Here is a 23,232-nt window from a genome sequence, read left to right on the forward strand (position 1 = left end):
TGCTGCATTATTGAGTTGTATAGCCTTACGAAAAAGGGCTAACTAAACTGCATGTTCTCTACCTCTCGTCGTTTAGCAGCTAAAGTAGCCAGATATTGAATATTTTCTTCACCAAAAATAATGCCTGAGTGAACGTCTTCTCCTGCTTCTAAAGCTGCTACTTGTTCAGAGTCTTGGGCATCATACATTTTCAACGTCAGATTAGGATGAGTTTTTTCAAAGTCAGGTATAACAACCCGCAGTTTTTCACCGTTCGCTCTGGGTGCAGTTCCCTCAATCACAAAGCTATTGCCCCTGAAGTAATAGTCGGCATCGATACTAATATTAAACGGCAACAGTAGGGTAATATCATCATTAGCATTAATTTCCAGGGTTTTAATGCCCTTCGCTGTTGGGGTGAAACGCACCTGGTCCTGCCCTCCCTGAGGACGAATGCGATCATTACCTGATGAAGCAATAATGATATTATTGCCCTCATTTCCCAGAATAATATCGGTTGCTTCCGTATCTTTCACTGTTAACTGTTCAGCTGTTGCCTGTATCGGCTTATGTTGTTCATTACCAACATGTTCATGTAAGTTGTCTTGGTCAATAATAAAATGAAAGTAGGTTAATAATTGTGCTTTTTCTTTATCATCAGGATAATAGAGTTCTCCTTTACTAATATCTGTCATAACCCCTTTATCTTTAATAATCCGCTGAAATTCAGCAACAGACACACCCTGTGTCTGACGATTAGTTAAACGATTACCAGGACCTGAACCACTATCGACAATTAAATGCTGACCTCTAGCACCATCATAACGGAACCACACCCCTTTTAATGGTGCTTTGTCATCAGCGCTCTGATAAATACGCCAGGTAGTGGGATCGACAATAAATGATTGATTTTTATCTGGGGTATCGCCAAACAACCAGCGCCCGTCTTCCAGTACTTTTGCTTCATAAGGGGCAATTCGTGTATTCGCCTGACTGGGATCTAGACGCTGCTGGTTATTTTCTAACGTATTAAATACCACACTATTATTATTGATATCATAGTGAGCATTGGCATAACGGTGGCCTTGTAAATCATAAACATCACCAGTTAAGGGACTGGCAATCATGCCATTAGCAAAGCGCCATAAAGGGCCATCCAGCTGCTGCGCCAATCCTACAGAAGCTTTATCAACCTCAGTCACACCTGCTGGCTTAGTTAAGCCTAGCTGTGATTTTGCCTGAAACCCGTGAACTGCTAGCTGCCCCTGTGCATCAGTATGAAAACTGGCTATGCCATCATCAAATTGAGCTACAAATGATGTATAAGCGGGTATCTGGCCAATGCTTAATAGCGCATATTTTTCTTTGGTCATCCATAAGGTATTACCAGACTGTTGGACATCAGCAAAGTTAACGCCTTTAAAGCGTAGCTGACTACCATCACCCATCGTATCTAAACCAACGCCTACCCCTTTATCCACATCCAACAGACTTAATTGACTGCCTGCCGCCCGAACATGAAAAGTTCCTGCTCCTTTTAAAGACAGCTGATTTTGTTCTGCTGATAGATTGATTTGTTGAATTCCCCCATTTGCATAATGGGTCGTTTGTGGCAACAGTTGGGTCAAAGAACGCGCCTGTTGTGAAAGTGATTGTAGTTGACTTGGTCCAAGGGTAATGGCAGAACCAGACTGACCTTGCACATTCAATATAATTGAAGAACGATCTTCGATACGAATAAATCGATCATGATTATTCTTATCGCGAATACGCATCCCTTTGCCATCATTAGTCGCAAAAGCTTCCAACTGTTCTAATGCCGCCCAACTGGTTAAATCAATGGTATTAGATTTACCTGAGGCTAAGCTTCCATTGTTAATTCTCAGTGACTGTACATCTTCCGTAATATAAAAGGCGCTATTGTCTCCTTCTGATTTGACAACACCTTTTTTGCTCGCAATGTGGAAAATATTATTTTCCCCTTGACCGGTTCTTAGTTTCAGGTTTTCTGTGTTACCCAAAATAAATGTTTTATTGGCAATTGTCGGTTGTCCTGCAGCACTCCTTAAATCCGCATCAATTTCGGCGGTTTGTGAATTCCCCTGAATTAATAGGGTTTCTGTTTCAGCTGCAGTTAAACTAGAGCCCGTCACCGTCTCGCTAATTTTTACAAAGGTTTCTTGTTGCTTTTTAAAAGCCTGTTCCTGTTCATAACCATACATCCACTCATATTCAAACTCCTGAGAAGGCCTGACCCGGATGGTATTAGGTGTTGTATTTGTTTCTGTATCAGGTTGCGCAGCAATACTAAAAGCAGCGGTATCCTTGCCTTCATTACCTAAAAAATAAACCTCTTTTTTAGTGTGATTAACAGGTTCTCCTGCTTTTGGCTCAGACTTCACTGCCGGTGCCACATAACGAACCACATCTGATTCCGCTCCCCCTACATAACTTTGCTCAACCGCCTCGTCTGTATAGAAAGTATTTTGTTTATCCTTAAACCCTGCGATGACAGGGATTTTACTTTCTCCACCTAATGGATAATCAGATAGGAAGGTACGTCCCCCAGTATTAATGGTTTTTTCCAATCGCCAGGCATTTAAATTTCCATGAGAAACATAACCTGTTGCATCAATTAACTCGATCCCACTCCAATTAGGATCGAAGTATTGGTTCATATTAAAAAAGGTCACTTTATTACTATCACCAAAACCTCGTTTTTCCGTTAAAACATGAGCAGGATGTGTCCTTATCTGATGGACTTCATCCCCATATTCATCTTTTTCTTTAATTCTTAGGGTGTGCGGATATTTACCAAACAAAAATAATTCACTGGTCGGGAAAAGCCCGGACGTATCAGTGATTGAGTCACCTACTGTTCTAAACACTTGCTCTGAAATTGCATCCTGTTCTGCAACCAGTTGTTTACGTGCCTCAATCGCTTTCTGGCGACGACTATCTTGTAATTCCTGATGCCATGAGGTTTTATCATCAAGGCCAAAGAATGCTGCAGCGCCGTAGCCTAACTTTTCATACCAAGCGAGTGGTCTCACTTCCTCTTCAAATGTCGCAACCGTTTTGGCAGCTTGAATGCCTTGGCTAATAGCTGAGGCAACTAACGCACCAACTGCTAGAAAAGGCCCTGCTGGTGTTGCAGCAAAGGCAACCGCTGCAATGCCTAAGGCACCACTGGCAATGTCAAATGTCGATGACGCGATCCCATAGCCGTCACCATTTCTAATCGCAGCATCTAAACCAAATGCACCATTAACAATATCTAAACCACCAGTAATCACCCCTAACGGGCCAGCAACCTTACCCAATTTACCCAACTTGCCGAGTTGCGACAAACCATCAGAACCACCGAACACTTTGGCCAGGGCTTTGGTAGCAGAGCCTGCTTTAGGCAGTTTTAAATTAAACTTTTTAGCTAAATCACCCACACTGGCGACACCAGATAATACTTCTTCTGCCGCACCTAATAATGTTGATGATGCTTGTAAACGCGCTAAAGGCGAATCACCAACGCCATACTCACCTAAAATTCTTAGCCCATTGGCAGTACCAAATGCCGAATAAGCTGATAACGCTTTAGAGCCTTGGCCACTATCAATAATTTTTTTCCGCGTGTTATATCTTTTTTGTACAATATCAGCCAAGTTAAGCGTTAATTTATCTGTATCCGATAAGCCTGATACAGCATCTGCATTAATTGACCGGGTCACTGACTCAGCTTGATTGCTAGAGCCCGCTAGATTATTTCTGTCGTATGTTATTTCATAGCTACCATCTGAATTAATATTAATTTCAGTGACATGAGGCCCTGCAAAAGGATCTACTGCAGAGGTAGTGCCTGTAGCTGTAGCCGGTTGATTGTTCAGTTTACTGATGATGGTTGATTTTTGACTATCAGCCCAAGCATTCAACTGGCCAAGAAACTGGTCATAATCACTGGCGGTTGCCAATAACTGCTTGGTTTTATTAACAAATGCGGATTCAGACTGACTTAATGGAGAAGTTGCTGAGGTCGTTAATGCTGCTTTTTGCAATAAATGTCGATTACGAGCAAAATTATCTGGATCATGTAATAAGGCTAGTGTCGCCTGATCAAAGTCCCAGCTTAGCCGATGTGCCTCATTACCTAACAATGCGTCAGTAAAATCTGTGTCACTAGTAATTTGCTTACCATCCACCTTCAAGCCCAGAGTGTAGGCTTCTGATTTTTTTAAACTAACCCAGCTACCCTTATCACTCCAAACGCGAATCGTGGGATCATTAGCCTTGATGCGCTCATATTCGGTAACAACCTTTGTTACATCACGATCAGCAGGGTCATAATCCCCTTGAGTCGCCACCTTTGGTCGATTGGTCTGCGTACCTTGTGTCGTATAATCGGGCGCTGGTTCATAAGGCGGTTGTGCAGCCACATTAAATCGTTGAGCAAAGTCTTTTTTTGCTACAAATACTTTAAAAGCACTACCATTACCTTCTGCTGTAACTAACTTTTTCAAATAATCATCAATTGCAGCATCTTGCTGGTGATTTTTATTATGAAATACTTTTATTTGCTGGCCTTGCGCATTATACACGTTAACCTGATTATATTGACTACGTGCTATAGTATAAACAGGCACCCAATGTTCACCCACCTGTTGCATAATAACCGCACCACCCGCACCTGGTTGCTTCATTCGACTAGCCGCTTCTGATGCTGCTTGAGAGGCTGATGCTTGTCCTTTAAAGCGACTAAAATCAATGGTTTCAAATAAACCATTAGTGCCAAAGTTAGCCTCTTTACCTAAGTTTTCCTGATACGCATCAAAGTGGGCGATATCTGCTAGTTCCTGTGGCGACGCTTGACCAGTTGCTTCCAGTTGGCGGATCTTTGCTATTTCATGGCTATTTTTCGCAAAATCCTTTTGCCTTGCATGAGCATTTTGGCCTACATCATTATAAATTAACTGTAGAGCGCGACCTCTGTTTTGAAACAGTGATGAAATACCTCGGGTTTTATCAGTGATATCAGAAACCCCCAATTGATGGTTGACAGTTTCCGTGTAAATGGAATTAGTAAATTTCATTTCATTAGTGCTATTTACACTAACAAATACAGCCCCCAAGCCTCTTTTTTGTTTAATATTTCGGTCTTCTATCAGGTTATAGCCGGATAACTCAAAGCTATCCTTATTGTCTAAAATTGCTTGAATTTTATTTTTGCTTTCTTCTGGTAAAGACTCAATATCTTGCCCAGCAAGAATATTATTAATTTCCTGATATTTATTATCACGTAACCGAAATTCAACATTTAGTGATGTCGAGCCGCCCTCTGTTTTATGCTTCAGCGCATTTTGTAATCGCCATTTAGCATCAGGATCATTTTGAAAAAAGCGCTCCAGTGGTGGGTATTTTTTAATGGTTGTATCTAAATTATCAGCCGTCAGTGGTATACCCGTTATATTGACAAAACGATTGGTCTTAGCCGTTTCATCACCATCAGTAGGTGCTACATCAGTCGGTTTGGGGGAATCAGTGGGTTTCACATTACCTTTTAGATCAGGTAGCTTTTTTTCACCAAACGTATAACTAAGAAACGAGCCACCTATTGTTGAGGAAACAACCCCATCTGGACTAATTGAAGGATAAGTCACTTTTGCTGGCCTACCCCATAAAAACCCAGAAACTTTAAATTCAGTATCAGAAAAATAGCTAGACAGTTTGTCGTTCTGATAAGTTAAACTAAAATCTGGCTTATCAGCATCAAAGGCTGACTCTGCCTTCCACCGTAATACGACATCTTTAGTCACATGCAATGAGATACCAGGTACAAGCCCAGCTGATTTACCCACACCGACAGCACCTGAATCGCCAGTATTAAATGGCGATTCAACCCCACCTCCAAACTTACCCGCTAAGTCACCTTCAAGTGTTAGTGGTTTAATCTCAAGCTCTTTACTCACTTGAATGGTATTTTTACCATTCGGCTTACGTTGGGCATTTTCAACTACCCAATTAAAATCTAACTTTTCTGTACCTTCAGTATTCGCCAACTTATTAATGAAAGTTGTTAAATTTTCGCCACTAAAATAAGCAGAGGCCCGCTGGTCGCGTTTAGTTTTAGCCAGTGTGGCATCCACCTCCACATGGGCCCCTAACATATATTTTTCACCCGGTTTTGATGCATACCCACCTACTTCTAATGTAAGCCCCTTAAAGGTTGAAGTACCCCCCATCGTCACTTTAACCCCAGCAGCATCCCGGCTGAACTGAATACTGTTATCACCTTCCACACCGGTTTTGACCATTACGCCAACGTCACCAATTCCTGAAGGGTGAGCCCAAACGCCAGTGCTTGGCCATTTTAAATCGATACCACCTCCTGCACCTAGAGAAAAACTGGCACCTTCCGGCATTGATTGAATAAACTTATTAAACTCGCTGGCAATCGTTTGATTAGAGGCATTAGAGGGTAAATTGAGTAAACGTCGTAACTGTTGTTTAACACCATCACGATGAAATAGCTCTGCACTATCCGCAACATTTCGTTCAATGTTTTGCTGAACCGTAGGATCACCACGAAATAAATTACGAAATGCTGAATTAAGATTTTTAGCACTCTTAAACCAACTAACAACAGTGGGTACTACCCCTTCTTGTTTATTAGTATGAGAACCTTTCTGATCCTGGTCAAAGACACCAATAGAGATATCCACTTTACCTAATTTACCCGTGGTATACATACGCTCCCAAACACTTTCCCAAAGGGTTTTGTCTTTTGTTCGCGAAGCGTGTTGCTCATTGGCGCCTTGTTGCCCATCCACCGTTTGTTGTACACCATCAGTGGAGCGGTTTAACAATGCGTCTAGAATCTTTCTTGCCGTGGGGCTCCAACGGTTGATCTGGTTAACTTGGCTTCTATCGTTAGCATCAGGACGTTCTTCATCTTTCTCAGCTACAGCAGCAGATGCATCTGACGGCTTGGATTTAGTCAACAGCTTGGTGAGCTGTTTCATGGGTAATCCGGAGGTATTAATACCTTTACCTGAATCATCACGTTGATCCAAGTCAGACTGGGTAATAGGTTGGTTTTTATTTGAGTCCACAGAAGTTGTTATTGTCATAGATTACTCCTACTCATTCAGAACTCAATTACTTGGCACTCAATAACCTCCTTGTCATACCAGTTAATTTGAATTTTTTACTTTTAGAAAACACATGATTGGCTAAATAAACGGTTTGAATAAGTAGAAAACACTATATTGTTTATTCATCAACCAAAGTATTATTACCATACAGCAGTCCCTGCTTGTAAACTTTTGCATATTCTTACCCTTCATTATGCAAGTATTTTTAAGCAACTAGTACTTAGTCAACCTATTATTTCTGTTATAATTATCACACTAGTATTAATAGTCTCACTCTTTTGTGTGGGTAAATTCATAAAACAGCATGAAACAAACAGCAATACCTAATATATTAGGTTTAAATGAAGTGAAATTATTTTAATAATATCAATACTACTGCACCTGTTAAATAATACCACTTATCCACTTAATTAAAGAATTTACCCACTATTAAAAAAAAATCTAAGTAAATTACTGGTTTAGCTTCACATTTTTACTCAGATAATGTCTTTTATTACTTGCAAAATACAATTACAGTCTTCTTACCAAAACCAATTGACTAGGAGAGAAGCAATGAGTGGTGTACAAGGTATTACTGGATCAGGTTGTGTCCAACAAACTCAACCAACATGTTGTCCACAAGATAATAGCCAGGGAAAGGGAGATAAAGGAATAGGTCAAGATGACTTAATGAAACTGATACAATTGTTAATTCAACTTCTTATGCAAAGTATGCTAAACGAACAAAAATCAGAAAATAACCCTGAAGAAAGTAGTCAATGTGGAAGTAAAGGGCCAGAGCAATCTTCCGCCAGTCCTATAAAAAATACGGCATCCTCAGCAAAAAACTGAGTATTATTCAACTATATTTGGCAACGAAAAATCGTTGCCAAGTTAAAACTAAGTCATCAAATAAATGCAGAAAAAATATTTTTTGGGGCTTTTCCAAGAAAGTACATATAGTCATCACTTACAGTCGTAAAATGGTTGTTTATTGTAGCCAAAGTTAATAATATAAATTGGTTACTGTAGTAATAAGAATAACCTAATCTAGTAAAAAACGATTTTAGATTATCAATTGAAACATTTTCATACATAAAGGATGTATTAAGATATTGATTAAAAAGAAAAGACACCTCCTCTAAATCATAGTTAGTAGGTCCTGTTAGGTGAATCTGATGGTGGCTTTGTTTGCATTTAAAACCAAGAAATATAAGTATTTCAACTAAGTCATCAAGCATAAAAAAATTAATACGCTTATTTTCAATAGCATCACAGTAAACTTGATTAGACAATATAAATAAAAATGGGTGGATAAATGAATCAAAGCAGACCCCAGGTTTAATATAAAAAACATGGTCTGAAGAAACAAAACTATCTTCTACTAAATTTTTAATTAAACATGCATTACATTCATAAGGAAATGAGTATAACATAGGTTGATAGACGACTACTTTGGTAGGCATATAGTGAGCAATTTTCTTAATTTGTATTTTTAGTTGGTTTATATAATTTTTAGAGGCTATTGGCGGGCATAAAATATACAAGACATCTAAATGAGACTGACTTGATAAAACAGATTTATTACCAATGTGAGCAGGGAAATAATGAGTAAACTCACCAGAAAAAATTGCTACTTGACCAATTTTATTCCTATCAGCAAGCTCAGTGAGCAGCTTTTGTTCAATTTTATCGTAATTGAATAAATCAATAATCATAATCAACACCCCATACTGCCATATTGCAACCTATACTCTTGACCTTGATTATACATATTATTAATCAAAAATGAGTATAGCTTAAATTTTTATTATTAGTTATTGCCGTATACTATATTGATTTTATTCTTCGCTTTTAACCGGTACTTCTTTACGATTTTATTTATACTTTTAATATATATATCTGGTCCTCTTATATAAATGACAGACTCCAGTGGATGATGCTTAATTGTAAACTTGTTGTCATATACTTCCAGTTCTTTTAATAACGTCATAAGTTTACGATAACTAATATCTTCTATATTAAGGATTTCATTTTTAATATCATCTTGTTTAATAATATATAGCTTATACCCATCAAAATACCAAGTGGTAGCAGACAGTCTACATAAGTAGTTTAGATACTCTAAAGCTGACATTTCTGGTAAATCAACTGGTTTAACTCCTTCAATCTCTTCTGGTAACTGTAATGGTGTATCCATATTAAAGGAAAAGTCAAGAAATGCTTGCTTTATTGAGTGATCATTACTTTTAAACAAGTAGGGCATTTTTTCCCATTCAGGCTGAGCTATAGCGGTAGAACTACCAATTAATAAAAAAATTAAAGCCAACCCATTAGTTAATTTCATAGTTGATCGTATCGATTATGTTTAATTGATAGTCAGGATGTAACTCTTCTAGTGATAATACATATGCATAAACTTGGTTTTGCCTAAGTAGTTTAAATAAATAACGCCGGATCTCTTTGGAAACAACAAACACCGGTTGCTGCTTATCCGATTCAAATGGAAAGTTGGCCACTTGTTGATTTAAATAATTAAATAGACTTTGGGTTTGTTCTGCCGGTAAGTCAAGAAAATAACTGCTACCAGTTGCGCGAATAGTATCTTCAATTGTTTGTTCCAATTGGTAACTCAATTTGTATGCACTTATTTTTCTAGAATATGCAAATTGGTTTGATATTTGCAGCGCCAGATCGCTTCTCACCAGTTCAACTAATTCTTCCGTATCTTGCTCATTCTTACCATGTTTGACTACAGCTTCAAGAATCGCTCGAATATGCTTAAGGGGCACTCGTTCATCTAATAATCGTTTAAGTAAATCCGCTAACCCTGCTATTGGCAAAACTTCCAGTGTCTCACTGACTAACACGCTATACTCTAAATTGATTTGATCAAGTAATGAACGAGTTTCTTGAATACCCATGAAATTTGCTGCAAAGCGGATTAAGGTATTTGATAAATTATGGTAAAAAAATGACATGGCTTCAAAAGCTGTACCCATCTTGCTACTGTCGTATCTACTGGGATCTACCAAATAAAACTGATGATATCCCCAACATTCGTTAACAGTAGTAAAGTCTTTTTCATTATAAGGTTCGGGTACTTGCTTGAGTATTTTTTTATCTTTATGAAATGTACCTTCATATAAAGGTACATCATCTATAGCGATTAGATAATGATCATTTTCAATTTTTGAATCAATAAATTGCCTATGAGAAGGTAAGCGTATTCCAAACACACTATGAAAGCTTTCCTCTAATACTTGAAATTGTCTGACAAATTTTTCATCTTTACATAGAAAATCTAAAGTAGGAGAAATTTTAATTGTAATACCAGGAAATGGTTTATATTTCTCTTCATCGGTTAAGCTATTGTCTCTATCATCAAACCAGGTGACTTCTTTTAATGCTTTTTTGTTTTTTTCTTTAAATATAATATGAGTACCCATTGACACCAAACCAGCACCAATCGCGATAAATAAAAACGTAGGAAAACCTGGTAGCAATGCAAATAAGAATAATAAGATACCAGCAAATACCATACTTTGAGGATAAATAGATATTTGCTTGGTAATCTCTGTACTCAAGTCATCTTTTTCGTCATTCACAACACGAGTAATAATAATACCTGCCGCAATAGAAATAAATAAAGCTGGTATTTGTGCTGTCAATCCATCGCCAATAGTGAGAATAGAATATATATTAAGTGCTTGATTAAACTCAAGCTGATGTTGTGCCATACCAATAGAAAGTCCACCCACAATATTGACAACAGTAATAACTAAACCAGCAATTGCATCACCTTTAACAAATTTCATCGCTCCATCCATAGAGCCAAATAATTCGCTTTCTTTCTGTAAATGGGATCGACGTTTTACCGCAGCATGCATATCAATCATTCCACTACGCAAGTCTGCATCAATGCTCATTTGTTTCCCAGGCATACCATCCAATGAAAAGCGAGCGCAAACCTCTGCTACCCGTTCAGAACCTTTGGTAATTACAATAAATTGCACCAACGTAATAATTAAAAAAATGATTAGACCAACCGCTACATTTCCCTGAATAACAAAATCACCGAATGTAGAGATAATGTCACCCGCCTCAGCATCAAGCAAAATTAATCTGGTTGTTGTTACCGATAACGCTAAACGAAAAACAGTGGCAAATAGCAACACTGCTGGTAAGGTCGTAAAGTCAACAGGATCTCTCAGATAAATAGCAACAATAATTGTAATAACAGCAAAACTAATATTTAGGGCAATCAGTAGGTCAACCAACAAGGTGGGTAATGGAATAACCATCATCACCACAATAAGTAAAATTAATCCAACAAAAATAACATCTTTACGTCCACTAAGAACCGCTAAGAGTTTCTTTTTATTGAGTTGACTAGCAATATCCATCAGTTTTAACCAAAATTAGGCTGATGAGCGAGTCTTTTTACTATGTTATTTACAGCAGTCCAACTAATTGCAAACTTTCTACTTAAACTTGCAATCGGGTAACGCTCAGAGAATTGCACTACGCGCTCCTCAAATGAAGTAGTAAATCGCGAACGAGGATTTGCCCAATCTACCATTAAAGAGTGACAACCATGATTAGAACAATTTACTCTTGGTACCATGGCAGTAATATAAGTTTTAAAGTCACAAGTGTCTAAATGCCGCCATTTACGAGTACGTTTATCATACCGGGAGCATGATTCACCACAAATTGGACAAGAAAAATGTGCTTCATCTCGAAAATCGATAAAAATATAAATAAGCCGTTTTTGCTCATCTATGTGCACTGCGGGTATGTACCAAGGATGCTCTAACGACAATAATTTAGAGAACAGATCAACATCATACATTCTTATTTACCTCAAACTGTTCTTCAGTTTAGCCAGTTGACGGTTAAAATACACTTTATCAGGAATAACCTGCATTAATTCATGCAGCTTTTGCGTTTGCCCTGATAAGCTGTAGACGATTGCTAAATTATATAAGGCATTTTTAGGATAAACACGTGAAGCAATTAATTGTCTTAAAATCTCTTCTGCTTCATGATATTGCCCTTGTAATAAATATGAAACAGCCAAATTATTATATACTTGCTTATCATTACTGTTTTTAGCAAGCAATTTTCTATAATAGTTTCTTGCATGCTGGTATTTTCCTAGCGAGTCCAACGAAACAGCCATACCATTAAGTGCTTTGTAATTATTATCATCAATTTTTAATGCTTGAGCAAAGTGATTCATCGCTTTATGGGCATTACCATTTTGCAGGGCTACTTTGCCCATACCTACCCATGCAGCTACTTGTGTTTTGTCATTCTTTGTTGCCTGCATATAATAAAACTCGGCATTTATTAGGTCACCTAATTTCAGGTAGTTTTCAGCCAATTGTAAGGCAACTCTGGCTTCTTTCCCCTGTTGATAGAGAGGTTGTAAAATTTTAATTGCATTTACATAATCATCAACAGAACTAGCAGTTGCTGCCAATTCTTGGTGTGGTTTAGTATAATCAGTTGAAATTGCAGTTTCTTCTGTAAAAAAAGCCCTATCTACACCTTTATTTAAGGAGCAGCCTGTTAATAACATAATACCAATGAGTGTAATATAATTTTTCATTAGAATACATGCCCCACTGATGCAGGTAGTTTGATGGCATTATTGTTTGGCTTTCTGCTAATTTTTCGTTCAAATGTATTAGGTAAGCGAACTGATTCAACCCAACTGTCTTGATAAGATTGTTGTGATAAATCATAAACTTCAGGAGTTACTATTACAATTAGCTCTTTAGAGGTTTGACTTTCCTTTTTTTGCTCGAATAAGCTACTCAGTAAAGGGACACCTTCTAGTCTAGGTACATTATTTCGCTCAATCTCCTTTTGTTTATAAAACAACCCACCAATGGCAAAGCTTTGGCCAGATAAGAGTTCAGTAGTTGAGGTAACTCTTCTTACATTATACCCAGGTAATACAGTTTGCCCATTATTATAGGTTACTGAACTTTGATTACTCACTTCTGCATTAAAGCTAACATGTATTCGATTACTGGGTAATAACTTTGGCGTAAAATCTAAAATAATACCATGTGACTTATAGTTAACATTAGAAAAGCCATCTTGGTTAATAATAGGGATAGGTGTTTCACCACCCACTAAGATTTTTGCTTCTTGACCACTAAGAGTAGTTAAGCTAGGTTCAGATACAATAGACACTAAACCTTTTTGATGGAGAACATTGATTATGGATGAAATATCGGTTTTGGACGTATTAAAACCAATGGAGCTTGTAAAACTACCCGCATCTACAACATTATTTGCATTAAAGAATCGTAAAGCATTACCAATTGCTAATGTATAATTGCCAAGCCTGAAAAGTGAGCGCCAATTAGTTCCAAATACTTTACTCAGGTCCTCTTTAACCTCAACAATTTTCAGCTTGAGGTTAATTTGTAAATTATTTTCAACTTGAGTTTTATCAACTAAGTTAATTGTTTTTGGTATAAGAGATTGAATTCTGTCAATCGCTTGTTTTTGGTCCGACTCTGTTTTAAAACTTCCATCAACTACTAAGTTAGTTCCATTTATTCTTACATTTAAAGTATTGTCTCTGATTGAGTCACTAATTAAGTATTTTAGCTTATTAAGGTCATAATAAACCTCAACATGTTTACGCCAGTATTCATTTCCATCAACATCAACGGCGATTACATCGGTATTTCCGATTCCGATTGGAATTAAATAAAAACTGTTCTCACCAATTTGCTTTAACTTTGCTATGTTATCAGATTGAACAAATAATGTTTTTACTTGACTATTGACTGAAAGGGTGAATCCTTTATCTAAGGAGAGATAAATTTTATCTACCTTAGCGTAAGCATTCGCGATGCACAATATATGAGCTACTATTAATATTATTATTTTATTCATTATAGCCAACTATACTGGTTAAATATGATACTGGTATTGGTTCGCCTATTTTAAGATTATCAAATAATTCTTGAGCAATCTTTGCGTTGTTTACAATTTTCATGTTTTTGCTCTGTCCATAAGCCAAGATATTTTTAATACTAGATTTATCTGCTTTACCTACAACAACAGGCATCTTATCTTGCTTAATAGATAAAGCAACTGCAACCCCATTATTATCTGTAATAATAAAGTTTGCACTGCTTAGCCCTAATACTTCACCATAATTAAGTAGTTCATTACCTTGTCTTCTAATTTCAGATTTAACCTCTGGATTACCCTGAGTATCTTTAGTTTCCTGTTTTAATTCATATTGAGACATTTTCATTTCTTTTAAAAATAGTTTTTTCTGAATAATTAAGTCTATGACTACATAGAAAGCTAGCATCAAAACTATAGCTATCACCAACTCCTTCACAGACTCTTGCAACAAATACCAAAAACAACTTTTACCACACTCTGTTAAGTTAAGCGCATCATCAAGATATTTTGAAATAATATAAGTCACTATACCAGCAACTAGCGTAGTTTTTACTATATTAAACAAAAACTCTAACAGACTCTTTTTTTTAAAAATATTCTTTAGATTTTTTACCGGATCAATTTTTTCCAATTTGGGTTTCAATGGTTCAAATGAAAACACCAAACCAGAAAAACCTATGCTTATCATCAAGTTAAGTATTATTATTAACAAATAAAGAGGAAAAATAAATCCCCAAAAAACATCCGACAAAACAATAAGGAACGACTCCGCTTTTATTTCAAAGCTGTACTTAATATCTGCAGTTAAATTTACAAACTCAGCAATCTTTTCATTTATACTTGCAAAAAAAATAAATACATAAACTAATAGGCAACTAATTACCACAAAAACAGATACTTCTTTACTCTTTGGTACCTGCCCCTTTTCTCTTGCTTTATCAAGCTTATGATCTGTTGCTTCAAATGACTTATCTTGACTATCTTCACTCATGTTATTATTTTCCTTACAAGTGTAGAATAATAATCAAAGTCCATATATTCAATAAAGTCGACCTTGTTAATTAACAATACAATAAATCCTGATATCATAATTGCCTTTATAGGCATAACCAACATTGTGGGGTTTAATTGTGGTAATTGCTTAGCTAAAACCAAAGTACAAACATCTACTAGAATTGATATGATTATTACTGGAGCAGTGATCAATACAGCTACTGAGAATAACTCGTTCAACAGTGTAAAGATAATTGATATATCACTTTGATCATAAACAGGATAAAAGTCTATAATAGGCCATACTTTATAACTTAATAATACATATTGAATAACCTCAAAAAAATACCCTGATGTAAACATCAATATTACAATGTAATAACTTAACAATGAAGAAGTTGCAGTTCCTTCTCCACCACTCAAGAATGCACCACTATAGGGTAACTGTGCACCTTTAAAAGCATCAAATAATGAACCAGATAAATTAAGCATCTGAAATGGTATTGTAAATATAATACCCATTACAATACCCAGTACAATCTCTTTAAAGTTAATACTAACCAAACTCACAGGATCATTTATTTCACTTATATCAATATCTGCATATATATAAGGAACCAGTGATAATGATATTGATATGACAACACCTGTTTTTACTATTGCCGGAATATTCTGTTTACTGAAATATATAAACCCAAAAAAAACACCAGCTAACCTTGGTACTGGTAGTATCACTGAGTAAAACAGCTCAAGCAATACATTACTATTATTCATTTATTGAGTTGCCATTATTTCAAAAATTTTATCTGTATAACTTGTAATCAAGTTAGAGGACCAACTAATCGTTGCCATTAAGACAATAGAAATAGTAATAATTTTTACACTCATTGCTAGGGTCTGTTCTTGTACTTGAGTAAGAGCTTGAATCAAAGCAATAATTAATGATGCAAATGTTGCCACTAAAATTGGTGGAAACGATATCAATAGTACCAGCCACAAGCCTTCCACTACTATAAACTGTATTAGGTCACTACTCATTACTCATGCCTACCATGTTTAAATACTATAACTTAGTAGCAAGCTTTCAATTAATGTTGTCCAACCATCAACTGAAACAAATAACAACAATTTAATCGGTAATGATATTAAAGAAGGCGACATCATCATCGACCCCATTGCAAGCAATATATTTGTTACAACCAAGTCTATTATCAAAAAAGGCAAAAAAAGTAAAAAACCTATTTCAAATGCCCTTTTTAACTCACTTAGAACATATGAGGGTATTATAATAAATATTGAGTTTTCCTTAGCTTTATATTTAAAATCTTCAGGCCAAACTTCTTGACTAACAGTGATAAACATTTCTTTTGATTCATCTGTAGCAAACTTATTTAAATAGGTTTTTATTGGTGTACTAACTTTGTTTACTACAACATACCATTGCTTTAAATCTTTATTAGAAAAATTCTCCCCATCAAACTGTTGTACTGTTTTGTCAATTACCGGTGCTATTAAAAATATACTTAAAACTAGAGCTATACCCATTAATAAGATACTGGGTGGTGCCTGTTGTAAACCTATTGCATTACGTAATAGCATAAAAACAATGCTTATCTTAGTAAATGCAGTCATCATTACAACAATCAACGGTAATATTGATACAAAAAATCCTATTAATATATACGGTATTGACTCTTGCATAACATAATTCTTTTGTTAGCACAAATTAGTTATTTTTACACCATAGTGATCTTCAATCGCCACTAGTTTACCTTGACCAAATCTGTATCCATTAACATAGATATCTATACTTTCGTTAAGCTGTTTCTCAAGTTTTATATATTGATTGTCACTAAAACCTGATAAATCATCAGTATTGAGTGTTAATTCATCGATGACAAATGATATTTTTGCTTTTAAATTACTCATTTGGCTTTTCGTTTTCATATCTCTATACCAATTATTATTTAGTTTATAACTGTAGTTATCTTGGTTTATCACTAGCTTAGAAAAAAGGTTGTTTTGTGGTTCCCACAGTCTTAGCTCACTATCAGCTGAGTCTAATAAAATGATATCTCCTTGGCTAAGTGACTTGATTGCAGCGACTTCTCCATACAATCTGTATTGCTCTACTAGACACTTAAAATAAACTTTATTAGTGTTTTCTTGATCAAGATACTTTAGCCATTTACCACAACTAACTTTTATATATCCATTTTTTATTTGTTTAATTCTCAACCACATCCAATCAACAACTTGAGGCAGTTTTGATATACTTACATAGTGTAGATCAGTTAATTTTATACGTTTATTAACTTCTAACACCATGTTTTCAATAAATATTTTCTTCAATTTCTCATTTAAATATTCAATACCTGTGTATATTTTTTGGTTAATTAGATACTCATTTATTAGCTCTATATTTACAGCTATTATTAACAGACTACCTTTATACGATAATTTTAAATATATATACTTTATTGATTTTATTTCTGATTCAACTTTTTCTACTGGAAAAATTGATTTATTTATAAATTGATAACCTTTATTGACCAGATTGTGTTTAGCACACTCTTTAGTGCTTTTTTTAGGTAATAGGATTTTCCTGATTTTCATAAATCAATTCATACTTATATATTTTTCGGCTAACAGTTATTTTTTTTTGTTTAACATCGGCTAACTCTTTATTTTTATCATTAAGCCTTTGTTGCAGCTTGTTTATTTGGTGAGAAGCATCATTAACTTTATTATTAATAAATCTTATATTAGCTTTATTTTTCCTTATTTCCTCAAGCGAGGTTGCTTTGTCTATACTATTAATACTTTGCTTAATTTCACTATAAAGCTTTTGTTGTTCCTGTTCTTGAATAGATATCTCATTTTTTAGAGTGGATATTTTTTTTTCAATGCTTTGTATTATTTGGCAAAGTGTAAGCTCTTTATGACGATAGATATCAAGGAGGGATTGAATGGATTTGGCTATTGCGGGCCAAGTTGAGTTAGCCATTGCATGGTTTCTTCCATATTAGTTTTTTCTGATAAGCCTTGCTGCAAAAATTGATTAATTTCATCTTGATTAGCTAATGCTTGATCTAATTTCTGATCATGACCAGCCTTATATTCACCAACACGTATAATAAACTCATTTTCTTTTATCATACTGAGTTGACTCGTTATTGTATTTGCTAGGCTAAGTTGTTGCTCATTGATCAATTGAACCATTAATCGGCTCTTACTCCTGAGTACATCAATAGCCGGATAATGTCCTTTTTCAGCCAACTGTCGCGATAAAATCAGATGGCCATCCAGCAACGATCGTGCCTCATCAGCGACAGGTTCATCAGGGTTATCCCCTTCCATTAACACCGTATAAAAAGCCGTGATACTGCCTTTGTGGGTTTTACCGGGTCGTTCGACCAGTTGTGCCATACGCAAAAACACAGAAGGTGGATAACCTCCTCGTGCAGGCGGCTCACCTGCCATTAAGCCCAGCATCCGTTGAGCCCGCGAATAACGTGTTAAACTGTCAAATAACAGCAAAACTTTAAGCCCCTGGTCACGATAATGCTCAGCGAGTCGGGTGGCAGAGTTAGCCGCTTTAACCTGTTCCAAAGGCGTTTTATCTGAGGTAGCACAAACGATAATAGTTCGATTGATTCTCCCTGTATCTTTGACCAAACTCACAAACTCTTTTACTTCTCTGCCCCGCTCACCAATTAAAGCAATGATGACCAAATCTACTTTGGCATGGGCAATCAGCATTGCAAGTAACGTAGACTTGCCAACACCTGCAGCGGCAAAAATACCTACACGCTGGCCAACACCACAGGTGTTTAAACTATCTATGGCACGTACACCTGTTTCAAAGGTTTCATCAATCTCTTGTCTGTCCCAGGGGGATGGAGGCCTGGCTTCAATATTGATTGTAGCTGGTTGCTGGTGTTGTAGATGAATACAGTTGAGAGCAGCTCCGCGATAATCAATAACTTTGCCAAACAAAGCCGATGACACTTGTAAAGTTAAACCTTCATCAAGCTTGACTACCTGAGCACTTAAACTCAGCTGCGAAATGTGATCTGTGGGTGCTAACACTGATTTGTTTTGTTCGACTGATATGACTTCAGCGAAAAAAACCTTTTTATTAAAATGATCAACTATTTTACATAACTCCCCTAGTTTTAAATCGACCAAACCTGTCTCTATCGTTGTTTGTGAAACTTTAGTCACAGCACCCGCTTGGCTATAGGGAGTAAGTTGGTTCAGTTCAGTGAGTACTTGTGAAAAATATTTCTCTAACATAAGAGCATCTCTAATTATTGTTTACAGTCAATTCGCAACCAAGGCGTTGGTTTGAAGATTAGAGGTGCCCATCAATTCACAATTCAAGTACTATTATTGGTTGCTTGGCTAAGCTTCTGTTTCGCTCGGTCTAATACTTGATTTAACAATTGAGTTTGAGAGACACTATCAGCAACTATTGTCATGTCTTTGGTTTGAATAATAAATTCATTCGGCTTTAAATTAATATCTGTCTTAAAAAATAAATTTTTACAAAGAGGATTTTCAGAACATTGTAAATTAGCTTTGGTTTCAGTCAGCATATCAGGGTGAATCACTATCGTTATTTCATTTGCCCTGAGTAAACTAGTAAGTTCATCATGAAGTACCTTATTAATTCTATCAGATACTTCAAGTGTTCCAATCATTTTGTGATGTAGCTTTTTTATCAGCGCCTCATAAAAAGGAATAGCTGAAGTAATCAATGTTTGTTTCACCAGTTTGCTAGTTAGCATTTCATTTACCATATACTCATATGAATGGGTATATGCATCATAGTAAGCTTGTTGTTTCAACTGCTGCGCCTGTACTTGTGCTTCAGCTACCAACCGTTGAGCCTGACTTCTAGCTTGCTCAATTTTATTATCTAACTCAGACTTTATTTTATCAGCAATCTGTTGTGAAGAAATGATTTTATCATATTCATTACTCTTTATAATTTGCAAACTCATTATTTATCCAACACCCAGTATAAGTTATCAAAATATTGTCTTTGATTACCAAAACTTGAACAAAAATAACGATTAGGGAACTTTAATTTCATACGTACAGATAAAGGGTTAGGTAACATTAACAGCCAAGTGCTCATCATTTCACATAACATAGAGTAAAGTTGCCGTTTGAGTGTAAAGTGGTCTCTAATCATCTTATTAAATTTTTGCTTTGGTGGATTACTAATGATAAGAGATAAATCGTCTTCTGTGATAAGCTTATTGAGAGCTATCAGTTTATTTCTATCCATAACAGCACAAAGCGAATTATAGTGACTGCGTAAAGCTGCCATATAAAAAGCTTTAACAATACAGCCCCGTGTTTCCAGTGTTAATCTTAGCTCTGGTTTATTATCAAAATTATAAAAAAACTGATTATTATAAACTACTTTATTGATATAGAGAGATAACTCTCTTATATATATTTCATCGTTTAATAAACGCTTATGCAGAATACGATTAATTTTATAATACTGACAGGCAAGTTTAGCTAGCTCATTGTCATGAGCGTAGTTAATCGGTCGGAAGTTTAAGTCAATAACTTTACTTTCCATGGGCGAAATGGTGTTCATATAATCGAAACCCAAGCAAAGATATGCCAACAATTGAACACATAACTAACAGTGTAATTAATATGTTTACGCCTGTGCTCATTCCATTACTTTCATTGCTTGCTACTATTCCCATACCACTGGCGCTAGTTTCAGCTATGTAAGGAAATACTGTAACAGCCACATTTTTGTATGTTACTCCAGTGATACTTTTGGCTACCATTTGCTTTATCTGAGGTACATAGTGGTTAACATTATAGTTTGGCAATGCTTTTATCATAACTGAGGCAGTATTTGGTACTTTAACCTCTTTTGAATAACGTTTCTTTTTATCATTAATCACTATATGAACACGTGCCTCAACCACTCCATCAATCATCGAAATAGTATGGCTAAGTTCCTCACTTAATGCATATACCGTTCTATTTTTTTCTTCCATCTGACTGGAAATCAAACCATCCTTCTTAAACACATCGCCAATACTTGCATATTTCTTTCTCGGTAGCCCATAGCGCTTCAATACCATTGATGCTTTTATAAAATCATCTTTTTCAACTAATACTTTCATTCCCAGTTTTTTTGTGGAAACCACTTCAGATTTTATATTATGTTTAAAAAGTGTGACCGAAACTTCATTAGCTTCTCTTTCTGTTAGCCCAGTCACGAGCTCTTTATCACAGCCATATAGCAAAAATAGTAATAATAGGAAGTATATTCTTATTTTCATGACACTCTTGTAAGCTCATTTATTTTTGTTGAAATACCACTTACTAGATTTTTACAAAAAGCAAGGTTAGCCATTTTTTTCGAGTAACTATAGTTCTCCAAAACAACTTTCTCTGAAAATTTTATATTGCCGATTATTTCCTCTTTATAGTCATCTGGAATATTATCATTACTCTCTATCATTTCTATCCACTTAGCTGCTTGTTTTTTATAGTTATTAAAGATGTCATTCATGCTAAGTGGTAAAGAACTTAAAAGAAACCTATAAAGCTTTGGCAAAGCGTCTATTTTATTTACCTCATTCAATCCATTCAAATCACCCATGGATTTATAAGATATTTCTCTATTTGAAGCAATTTGTAACTCAGCTTTAGTCAGGTCTACTTCACTGGCAATTGGAATCATAACACCCTCTTTATCAGCTATCCCATTTCATCAAAAATAATTTTAATATTGTCTTTGCTTACCAGTTCCCCTTCCAGCATATTTTTTGCCTCATGCTTAGCTTCGGTTACTTTTCCAGAAGCAACCATCGCATAAAGTAAAACAATTCTTGCTTCTTCTAAACAATTAGTTGATTTTTCAAGGGTGTTTTTTAGCAAACGAATTGCTTTAGAAAAATTACTATTCATTATCTCTATTAGTGCATAGCCTATATCACTGGCCGCTGATAATGGATAATTTTTTGCCAGTGCCTCCAAAATAGCTTTAGCTTCATTAGTACAACCACTTTCAATTGCTTTAAATGCTACTTTGATAATTAATTCTCGAATATTTTCTGGTATTTCGTAACTAACCTGAGTCATGACATGCCCCTTAAATCACTAATGCAATTTTCTTATCTTTTTTAACAAACTGTAGTTTTTTGTTTGTAATACTATCTAACTTCCATCCTGATGGAAGTTTTTCTTTAATATTGTATTTAATATTGTTTGACAGCTTAATATAAGGTTTATCCCCTCCCCAAGTCGAAATCAGCTTTAACTCCTCAAAAACCAACTTATTCAAGTCAGGCACTACCATATTAATATTATTAATTCCGAATTTTACCTCAATAGTTCTCAATATCTCAGAAACCAGTTTATTATTTACTTCATTGTGTGGTACATAAGCTAAAAACTGGCCTGTTTGATAATCAATCTCTATAAAACTCTTTATATTATTGTTTTTTAATAAATCAATTAGAAAACTGTTTATCTTATTTATAGAGTGCACTCTATCTACTTGTATATTTTCAATACCAAGATCGTTCCTGATATAGTTAATAATTTCCTTGAGTTCTTCTTGTTTATATATAAATCCAGAGAGTACTACTTGGCTTTCACTTATATATTCAATACTCAACTGATTTTCGTATTGTTTTAACAAAATATTCAATGATTTAACAAGGGCACTTGTATCAATATAACTTACACTATCAACACTTGAATTATTCTCTCTGTATTGGCTATCACCAATATCAGAAAACACTGTTGTCACAAATACCAGCGGTATTGCAAGCAAAGTAAGCAACAACTTTTTACTAAATATATTTTTAATATTTAAATCAGAATTTGAAACAGGTTTTTTATGTAATTGACTCTTAGACTCTTTACTAACTTTAACTACAACAATATAATCTTCTATATTATATTTAAGGTATTTTTTCTTTTTAGATAAAAGCTTATCACCATACAGCTCTACACCTTCGTCCCCAATTTTTAGTCGGTACTTACCTTTAAGTTTTGAGAAAACAATATCACTATTTAAGTCACAACCTATTTTATATTCACCATTTTTCAATGCGATCTTATTGATTAGATTATTTTTATAATAAGCTGCAAATTTCATAAATTTATCAACCTTATTTTTCTAACCAATAAAAATGAG

General features: G+C 35.4%; 21 protein-coding genes. 1 reads left to right on the top strand and 20 read right to left on the bottom strand.

Annotated features, from left to right (window positions below):
- Positions 1–38 precede the first annotated feature (38 nt).
- A complete protein-coding gene (locus tag G4Y78_RS17670; protein ID WP_163834280.1) occupies positions 39–7,097 on the bottom strand; it encodes a hypothetical protein in 7,059 nt (2,352 codons plus the stop codon).
- 576 nt (positions 7,098–7,673) lie between these two features.
- On the opposite strand from G4Y78_RS17670, the gene G4Y78_RS17675 reads away from it, so the two are divergent.
- The gene (locus G4Y78_RS17675) at positions 7,674–7,952 is read left to right on the top strand and encodes a hypothetical protein (protein WP_163834281.1); all 279 of its coding nucleotides are present in this window, start codon (positions 7,674–7,676) and stop codon (positions 7,950–7,952) included.
- Positions 7,953–8,008: 56 nt separating this feature from the next.
- On the opposite strand, the gene G4Y78_RS17680 is transcribed toward G4Y78_RS17675, so the two are convergent.
- From G4Y78_RS17680 to G4Y78_RS17770, 19 genes are all read right to left on the bottom strand, one after another.
- The gene (locus tag G4Y78_RS17680) at positions 8,009–8,818 is read right to left on the bottom strand and encodes a Rossmann-fold NAD(P)-binding domain-containing protein (RefSeq protein WP_163834282.1); all 810 of its coding nucleotides are present in this window, start codon (positions 8,816–8,818) and stop codon (positions 8,009–8,011) included.
- A 95-nt stretch (positions 8,819–8,913) separates the two neighbouring features.
- Positions 8,914–9,447: a hypothetical protein gene (locus G4Y78_RS17685; RefSeq protein ID WP_163834283.1), complete on the bottom strand. Its 534-nt coding sequence runs from the start codon at positions 9,445–9,447 to the stop codon at positions 8,914–8,916.
- Entirely contained in the window at positions 9,434–11,506 is a 2,073-nt protein-coding gene (sctV, locus tag G4Y78_RS17690; protein ID WP_163834284.1) for a type III secretion system export apparatus subunit SctV, read from the bottom strand. The genes G4Y78_RS17685 and sctV overlap by 14 nt, the downstream gene beginning before the upstream one ends.
- Before the next feature lie 5 nt (positions 11,507–11,511).
- The gene (locus G4Y78_RS17695) at positions 11,512–11,955 is read right to left on the bottom strand and encodes a helix-turn-helix domain-containing protein (RefSeq protein ID WP_163834285.1); all 444 of its coding nucleotides are present in this window, start codon (positions 11,953–11,955) and stop codon (positions 11,512–11,514) included.
- Between the two features lie 6 nt (positions 11,956–11,961).
- On the bottom strand, positions 11,962–12,717 hold the full coding sequence (locus tag G4Y78_RS17700; protein WP_163834286.1) for a tetratricopeptide repeat protein: 756 nt from the start codon (positions 12,715–12,717) through the stop codon (positions 11,962–11,964).
- Positions 12,717–14,024 carry a type II and III secretion system protein family protein gene (locus tag G4Y78_RS17705; RefSeq protein WP_163834287.1) on the bottom strand — a complete coding sequence of 436 codons (1,308 nt, stop codon included), beginning with the start codon at positions 14,022–14,024 and terminating at the stop codon, positions 12,717–12,719. Before G4Y78_RS17705 ends, G4Y78_RS17700 begins: the two co-directional genes overlap by 1 nt.
- On the bottom strand, positions 14,017–15,036 hold the full coding sequence (locus G4Y78_RS17710) for an EscU/YscU/HrcU family type III secretion system export apparatus switch protein (protein ID WP_163834288.1): 1,020 nt from the start codon (positions 15,034–15,036) through the stop codon (positions 14,017–14,019). The genes G4Y78_RS17705 and G4Y78_RS17710 overlap by 8 nt, the downstream gene beginning before the upstream one ends.
- A complete protein-coding gene (locus G4Y78_RS17715; RefSeq protein WP_163834289.1) occupies positions 15,033–15,812 on the bottom strand; it encodes an EscT/YscT/HrcT family type III secretion system export apparatus protein in 780 nt (259 codons plus the stop codon). Before G4Y78_RS17715 ends, G4Y78_RS17710 begins: the two co-directional genes overlap by 4 nt.
- Positions 15,813–16,076 carry a type III secretion system export apparatus subunit SctS gene (gene sctS, locus G4Y78_RS17720; protein ID WP_163834290.1) on the bottom strand — a complete coding sequence of 88 codons (264 nt, stop codon included), beginning with the start codon at positions 16,074–16,076 and terminating at the stop codon, positions 15,813–15,815. It lies immediately after the preceding gene.
- Between the two features lie 18 nt (positions 16,077–16,094).
- Positions 16,095–16,739 carry a type III secretion system export apparatus subunit SctR gene (gene sctR, locus G4Y78_RS17725; protein ID WP_163834291.1) on the bottom strand — a complete coding sequence of 215 codons (645 nt, stop codon included), beginning with the start codon at positions 16,737–16,739 and terminating at the stop codon, positions 16,095–16,097.
- A gap of 15 nt (positions 16,740–16,754) precedes the next feature.
- Complete coding sequence (locus G4Y78_RS17730; protein ID WP_163834292.1) at positions 16,755–17,654, bottom strand: FliM/FliN family flagellar motor switch protein; 900 nt, start codon at positions 17,652–17,654, stop codon at positions 16,755–16,757.
- Entirely contained in the window at positions 17,626–18,045 is a 420-nt protein-coding gene (locus G4Y78_RS17735) for a hypothetical protein (protein WP_163834293.1), read from the bottom strand. The genes G4Y78_RS17730 and G4Y78_RS17735 overlap by 29 nt, the downstream gene beginning before the upstream one ends.
- Positions 18,018–19,337: a FliI/YscN family ATPase gene (locus G4Y78_RS17740; protein ID WP_163834294.1), complete on the bottom strand. Its 1,320-nt coding sequence runs from the start codon at positions 19,335–19,337 to the stop codon at positions 18,018–18,020. Before G4Y78_RS17740 ends, G4Y78_RS17735 begins: the two co-directional genes overlap by 28 nt.
- Positions 19,338–19,420: 83 nt before the next feature.
- Positions 19,421–20,047, bottom strand: coding sequence for an HrpE/YscL family type III secretion apparatus protein (locus tag G4Y78_RS17745; RefSeq protein ID WP_163834295.1), 627 nt, complete (start codon positions 20,045–20,047; stop codon positions 19,421–19,423).
- A complete protein-coding gene (locus G4Y78_RS17750; RefSeq protein WP_163834296.1) occupies positions 20,047–20,640 on the bottom strand; it encodes a hypothetical protein in 594 nt (197 codons plus the stop codon). Before G4Y78_RS17750 ends, G4Y78_RS17745 begins: the two co-directional genes overlap by 1 nt.
- A complete protein-coding gene (sctJ, locus tag G4Y78_RS17755; protein ID WP_163834297.1) occupies positions 20,630–21,364 on the bottom strand; it encodes a type III secretion system inner membrane ring lipoprotein SctJ in 735 nt (244 codons plus the stop codon). The genes G4Y78_RS17750 and sctJ overlap by 11 nt, the downstream gene beginning before the upstream one ends.
- Positions 21,361–21,768 (bottom strand): hypothetical protein, encoded by a 408-nt coding sequence (locus G4Y78_RS17760; RefSeq protein ID WP_163834298.1) that lies wholly within the window; start codon positions 21,766–21,768, stop codon positions 21,361–21,363. Before G4Y78_RS17760 ends, sctJ begins: the two co-directional genes overlap by 4 nt.
- Before the next feature lie 17 nt (positions 21,769–21,785).
- Positions 21,786–22,169: a hypothetical protein gene (locus tag G4Y78_RS17765; protein ID WP_163834299.1), complete on the bottom strand. Its 384-nt coding sequence runs from the start codon at positions 22,167–22,169 to the stop codon at positions 21,786–21,788.
- Between the two features lie 10 nt (positions 22,170–22,179).
- Positions 22,180–23,193, bottom strand: a complete 1,014-nt coding sequence (locus G4Y78_RS17770) for a hypothetical protein (RefSeq protein ID WP_163834300.1) — start codon at positions 23,191–23,193, stop codon at positions 22,180–22,182.
- Positions 23,194–23,232: the final 39 nt, after the last annotated feature.

It is taken from the genome of Spartinivicinus ruber (genome assembly GCF_011009015.1).
GTDB classification, from domain to species: domain Bacteria; phylum Pseudomonadota; class Gammaproteobacteria; order Pseudomonadales; family Zooshikellaceae; genus Spartinivicinus; species Spartinivicinus ruber.

Excerpts from the sequence above, each read along its gene's own strand:
- G4Y78_RS17670 (WP_163834280.1), bottom strand. The coding sequence starts at position 7,097 with ATGACAATAACAACTTCTGTGGACTCAAATAAAAACCAACCTATTACC.
- G4Y78_RS17675 (WP_163834281.1), top strand. The coding sequence starts at position 7,674 with ATGAGTGGTGTACAAGGTATTACTGGATCAGGTTGTGTCCAACAAACT.
- G4Y78_RS17680 (WP_163834282.1), bottom strand. The coding sequence starts at position 8,818 with ATGATTATTGATTTATTCAATTACGATAAAATTGAACAAAAGCTGCTC.
- G4Y78_RS17685 (WP_163834283.1), bottom strand. The coding sequence starts at position 9,447 with ATGAAATTAACTAATGGGTTGGCTTTAATTTTTTTATTAATTGGTAGT.
- sctV (WP_163834284.1), bottom strand. The coding sequence starts at position 11,506 with ATGGATATTGCTAGTCAACTCAATAAAAAGAAACTCTTAGCGGTTCTT.
- G4Y78_RS17695 (WP_163834285.1), bottom strand. The coding sequence starts at position 11,955 with ATGTATGATGTTGATCTGTTCTCTAAATTATTGTCGTTAGAGCATCCT.
- G4Y78_RS17700 (WP_163834286.1), bottom strand. The coding sequence starts at position 12,717 with ATGAAAAATTATATTACACTCATTGGTATTATGTTATTAACAGGCTGC.
- G4Y78_RS17705 (WP_163834287.1), bottom strand. The coding sequence starts at position 14,024 with ATGAATAAAATAATAATATTAATAGTAGCTCATATATTGTGCATCGCG.
- G4Y78_RS17710 (WP_163834288.1), bottom strand. The coding sequence starts at position 15,036 with ATGAGTGAAGATAGTCAAGATAAGTCATTTGAAGCAACAGATCATAAG.
- G4Y78_RS17715 (WP_163834289.1), bottom strand. The coding sequence starts at position 15,812 with ATGAATAATAGTAATGTATTGCTTGAGCTGTTTTACTCAGTGATACTA.
- sctS (WP_163834290.1), bottom strand. The coding sequence starts at position 16,076 with ATGAGTAGTGACCTAATACAGTTTATAGTAGTGGAAGGCTTGTGGCTG.
- sctR (WP_163834291.1), bottom strand. The coding sequence starts at position 16,739 with ATGCAAGAGTCAATACCGTATATATTAATAGGATTTTTTGTATCAATA.
- G4Y78_RS17730 (WP_163834292.1), bottom strand. The coding sequence starts at position 17,654 with ATGAAAATCAGGAAAATCCTATTACCTAAAAAAAGCACTAAAGAGTGT.
- G4Y78_RS17735 (WP_163834293.1), bottom strand. The coding sequence starts at position 18,045 with ATGGCTAACTCAACTTGGCCCGCAATAGCCAAATCCATTCAATCCCTC.
- G4Y78_RS17740 (WP_163834294.1), bottom strand. The coding sequence starts at position 19,337 with ATGTTAGAGAAATATTTTTCACAAGTACTCACTGAACTGAACCAACTT.
- G4Y78_RS17745 (WP_163834295.1), bottom strand. The coding sequence starts at position 20,047 with ATGAGTTTGCAAATTATAAAGAGTAATGAATATGATAAAATCATTTCT.
- G4Y78_RS17750 (WP_163834296.1), bottom strand. The coding sequence starts at position 20,640 with ATGGAAAGTAAAGTTATTGACTTAAACTTCCGACCGATTAACTACGCT.
- sctJ (WP_163834297.1), bottom strand. The coding sequence starts at position 21,364 with ATGAAAATAAGAATATACTTCCTATTATTACTATTTTTGCTATATGGC.
- G4Y78_RS17760 (WP_163834298.1), bottom strand. The coding sequence starts at position 21,768 with ATGATTCCAATTGCCAGTGAAGTAGACCTGACTAAAGCTGAGTTACAA.
- G4Y78_RS17765 (WP_163834299.1), bottom strand. The coding sequence starts at position 22,169 with ATGACTCAGGTTAGTTACGAAATACCAGAAAATATTCGAGAATTAATT.
- G4Y78_RS17770 (WP_163834300.1), bottom strand. The coding sequence starts at position 23,193 with ATGAAATTTGCAGCTTATTATAAAAATAATCTAATCAATAAGATCGCA.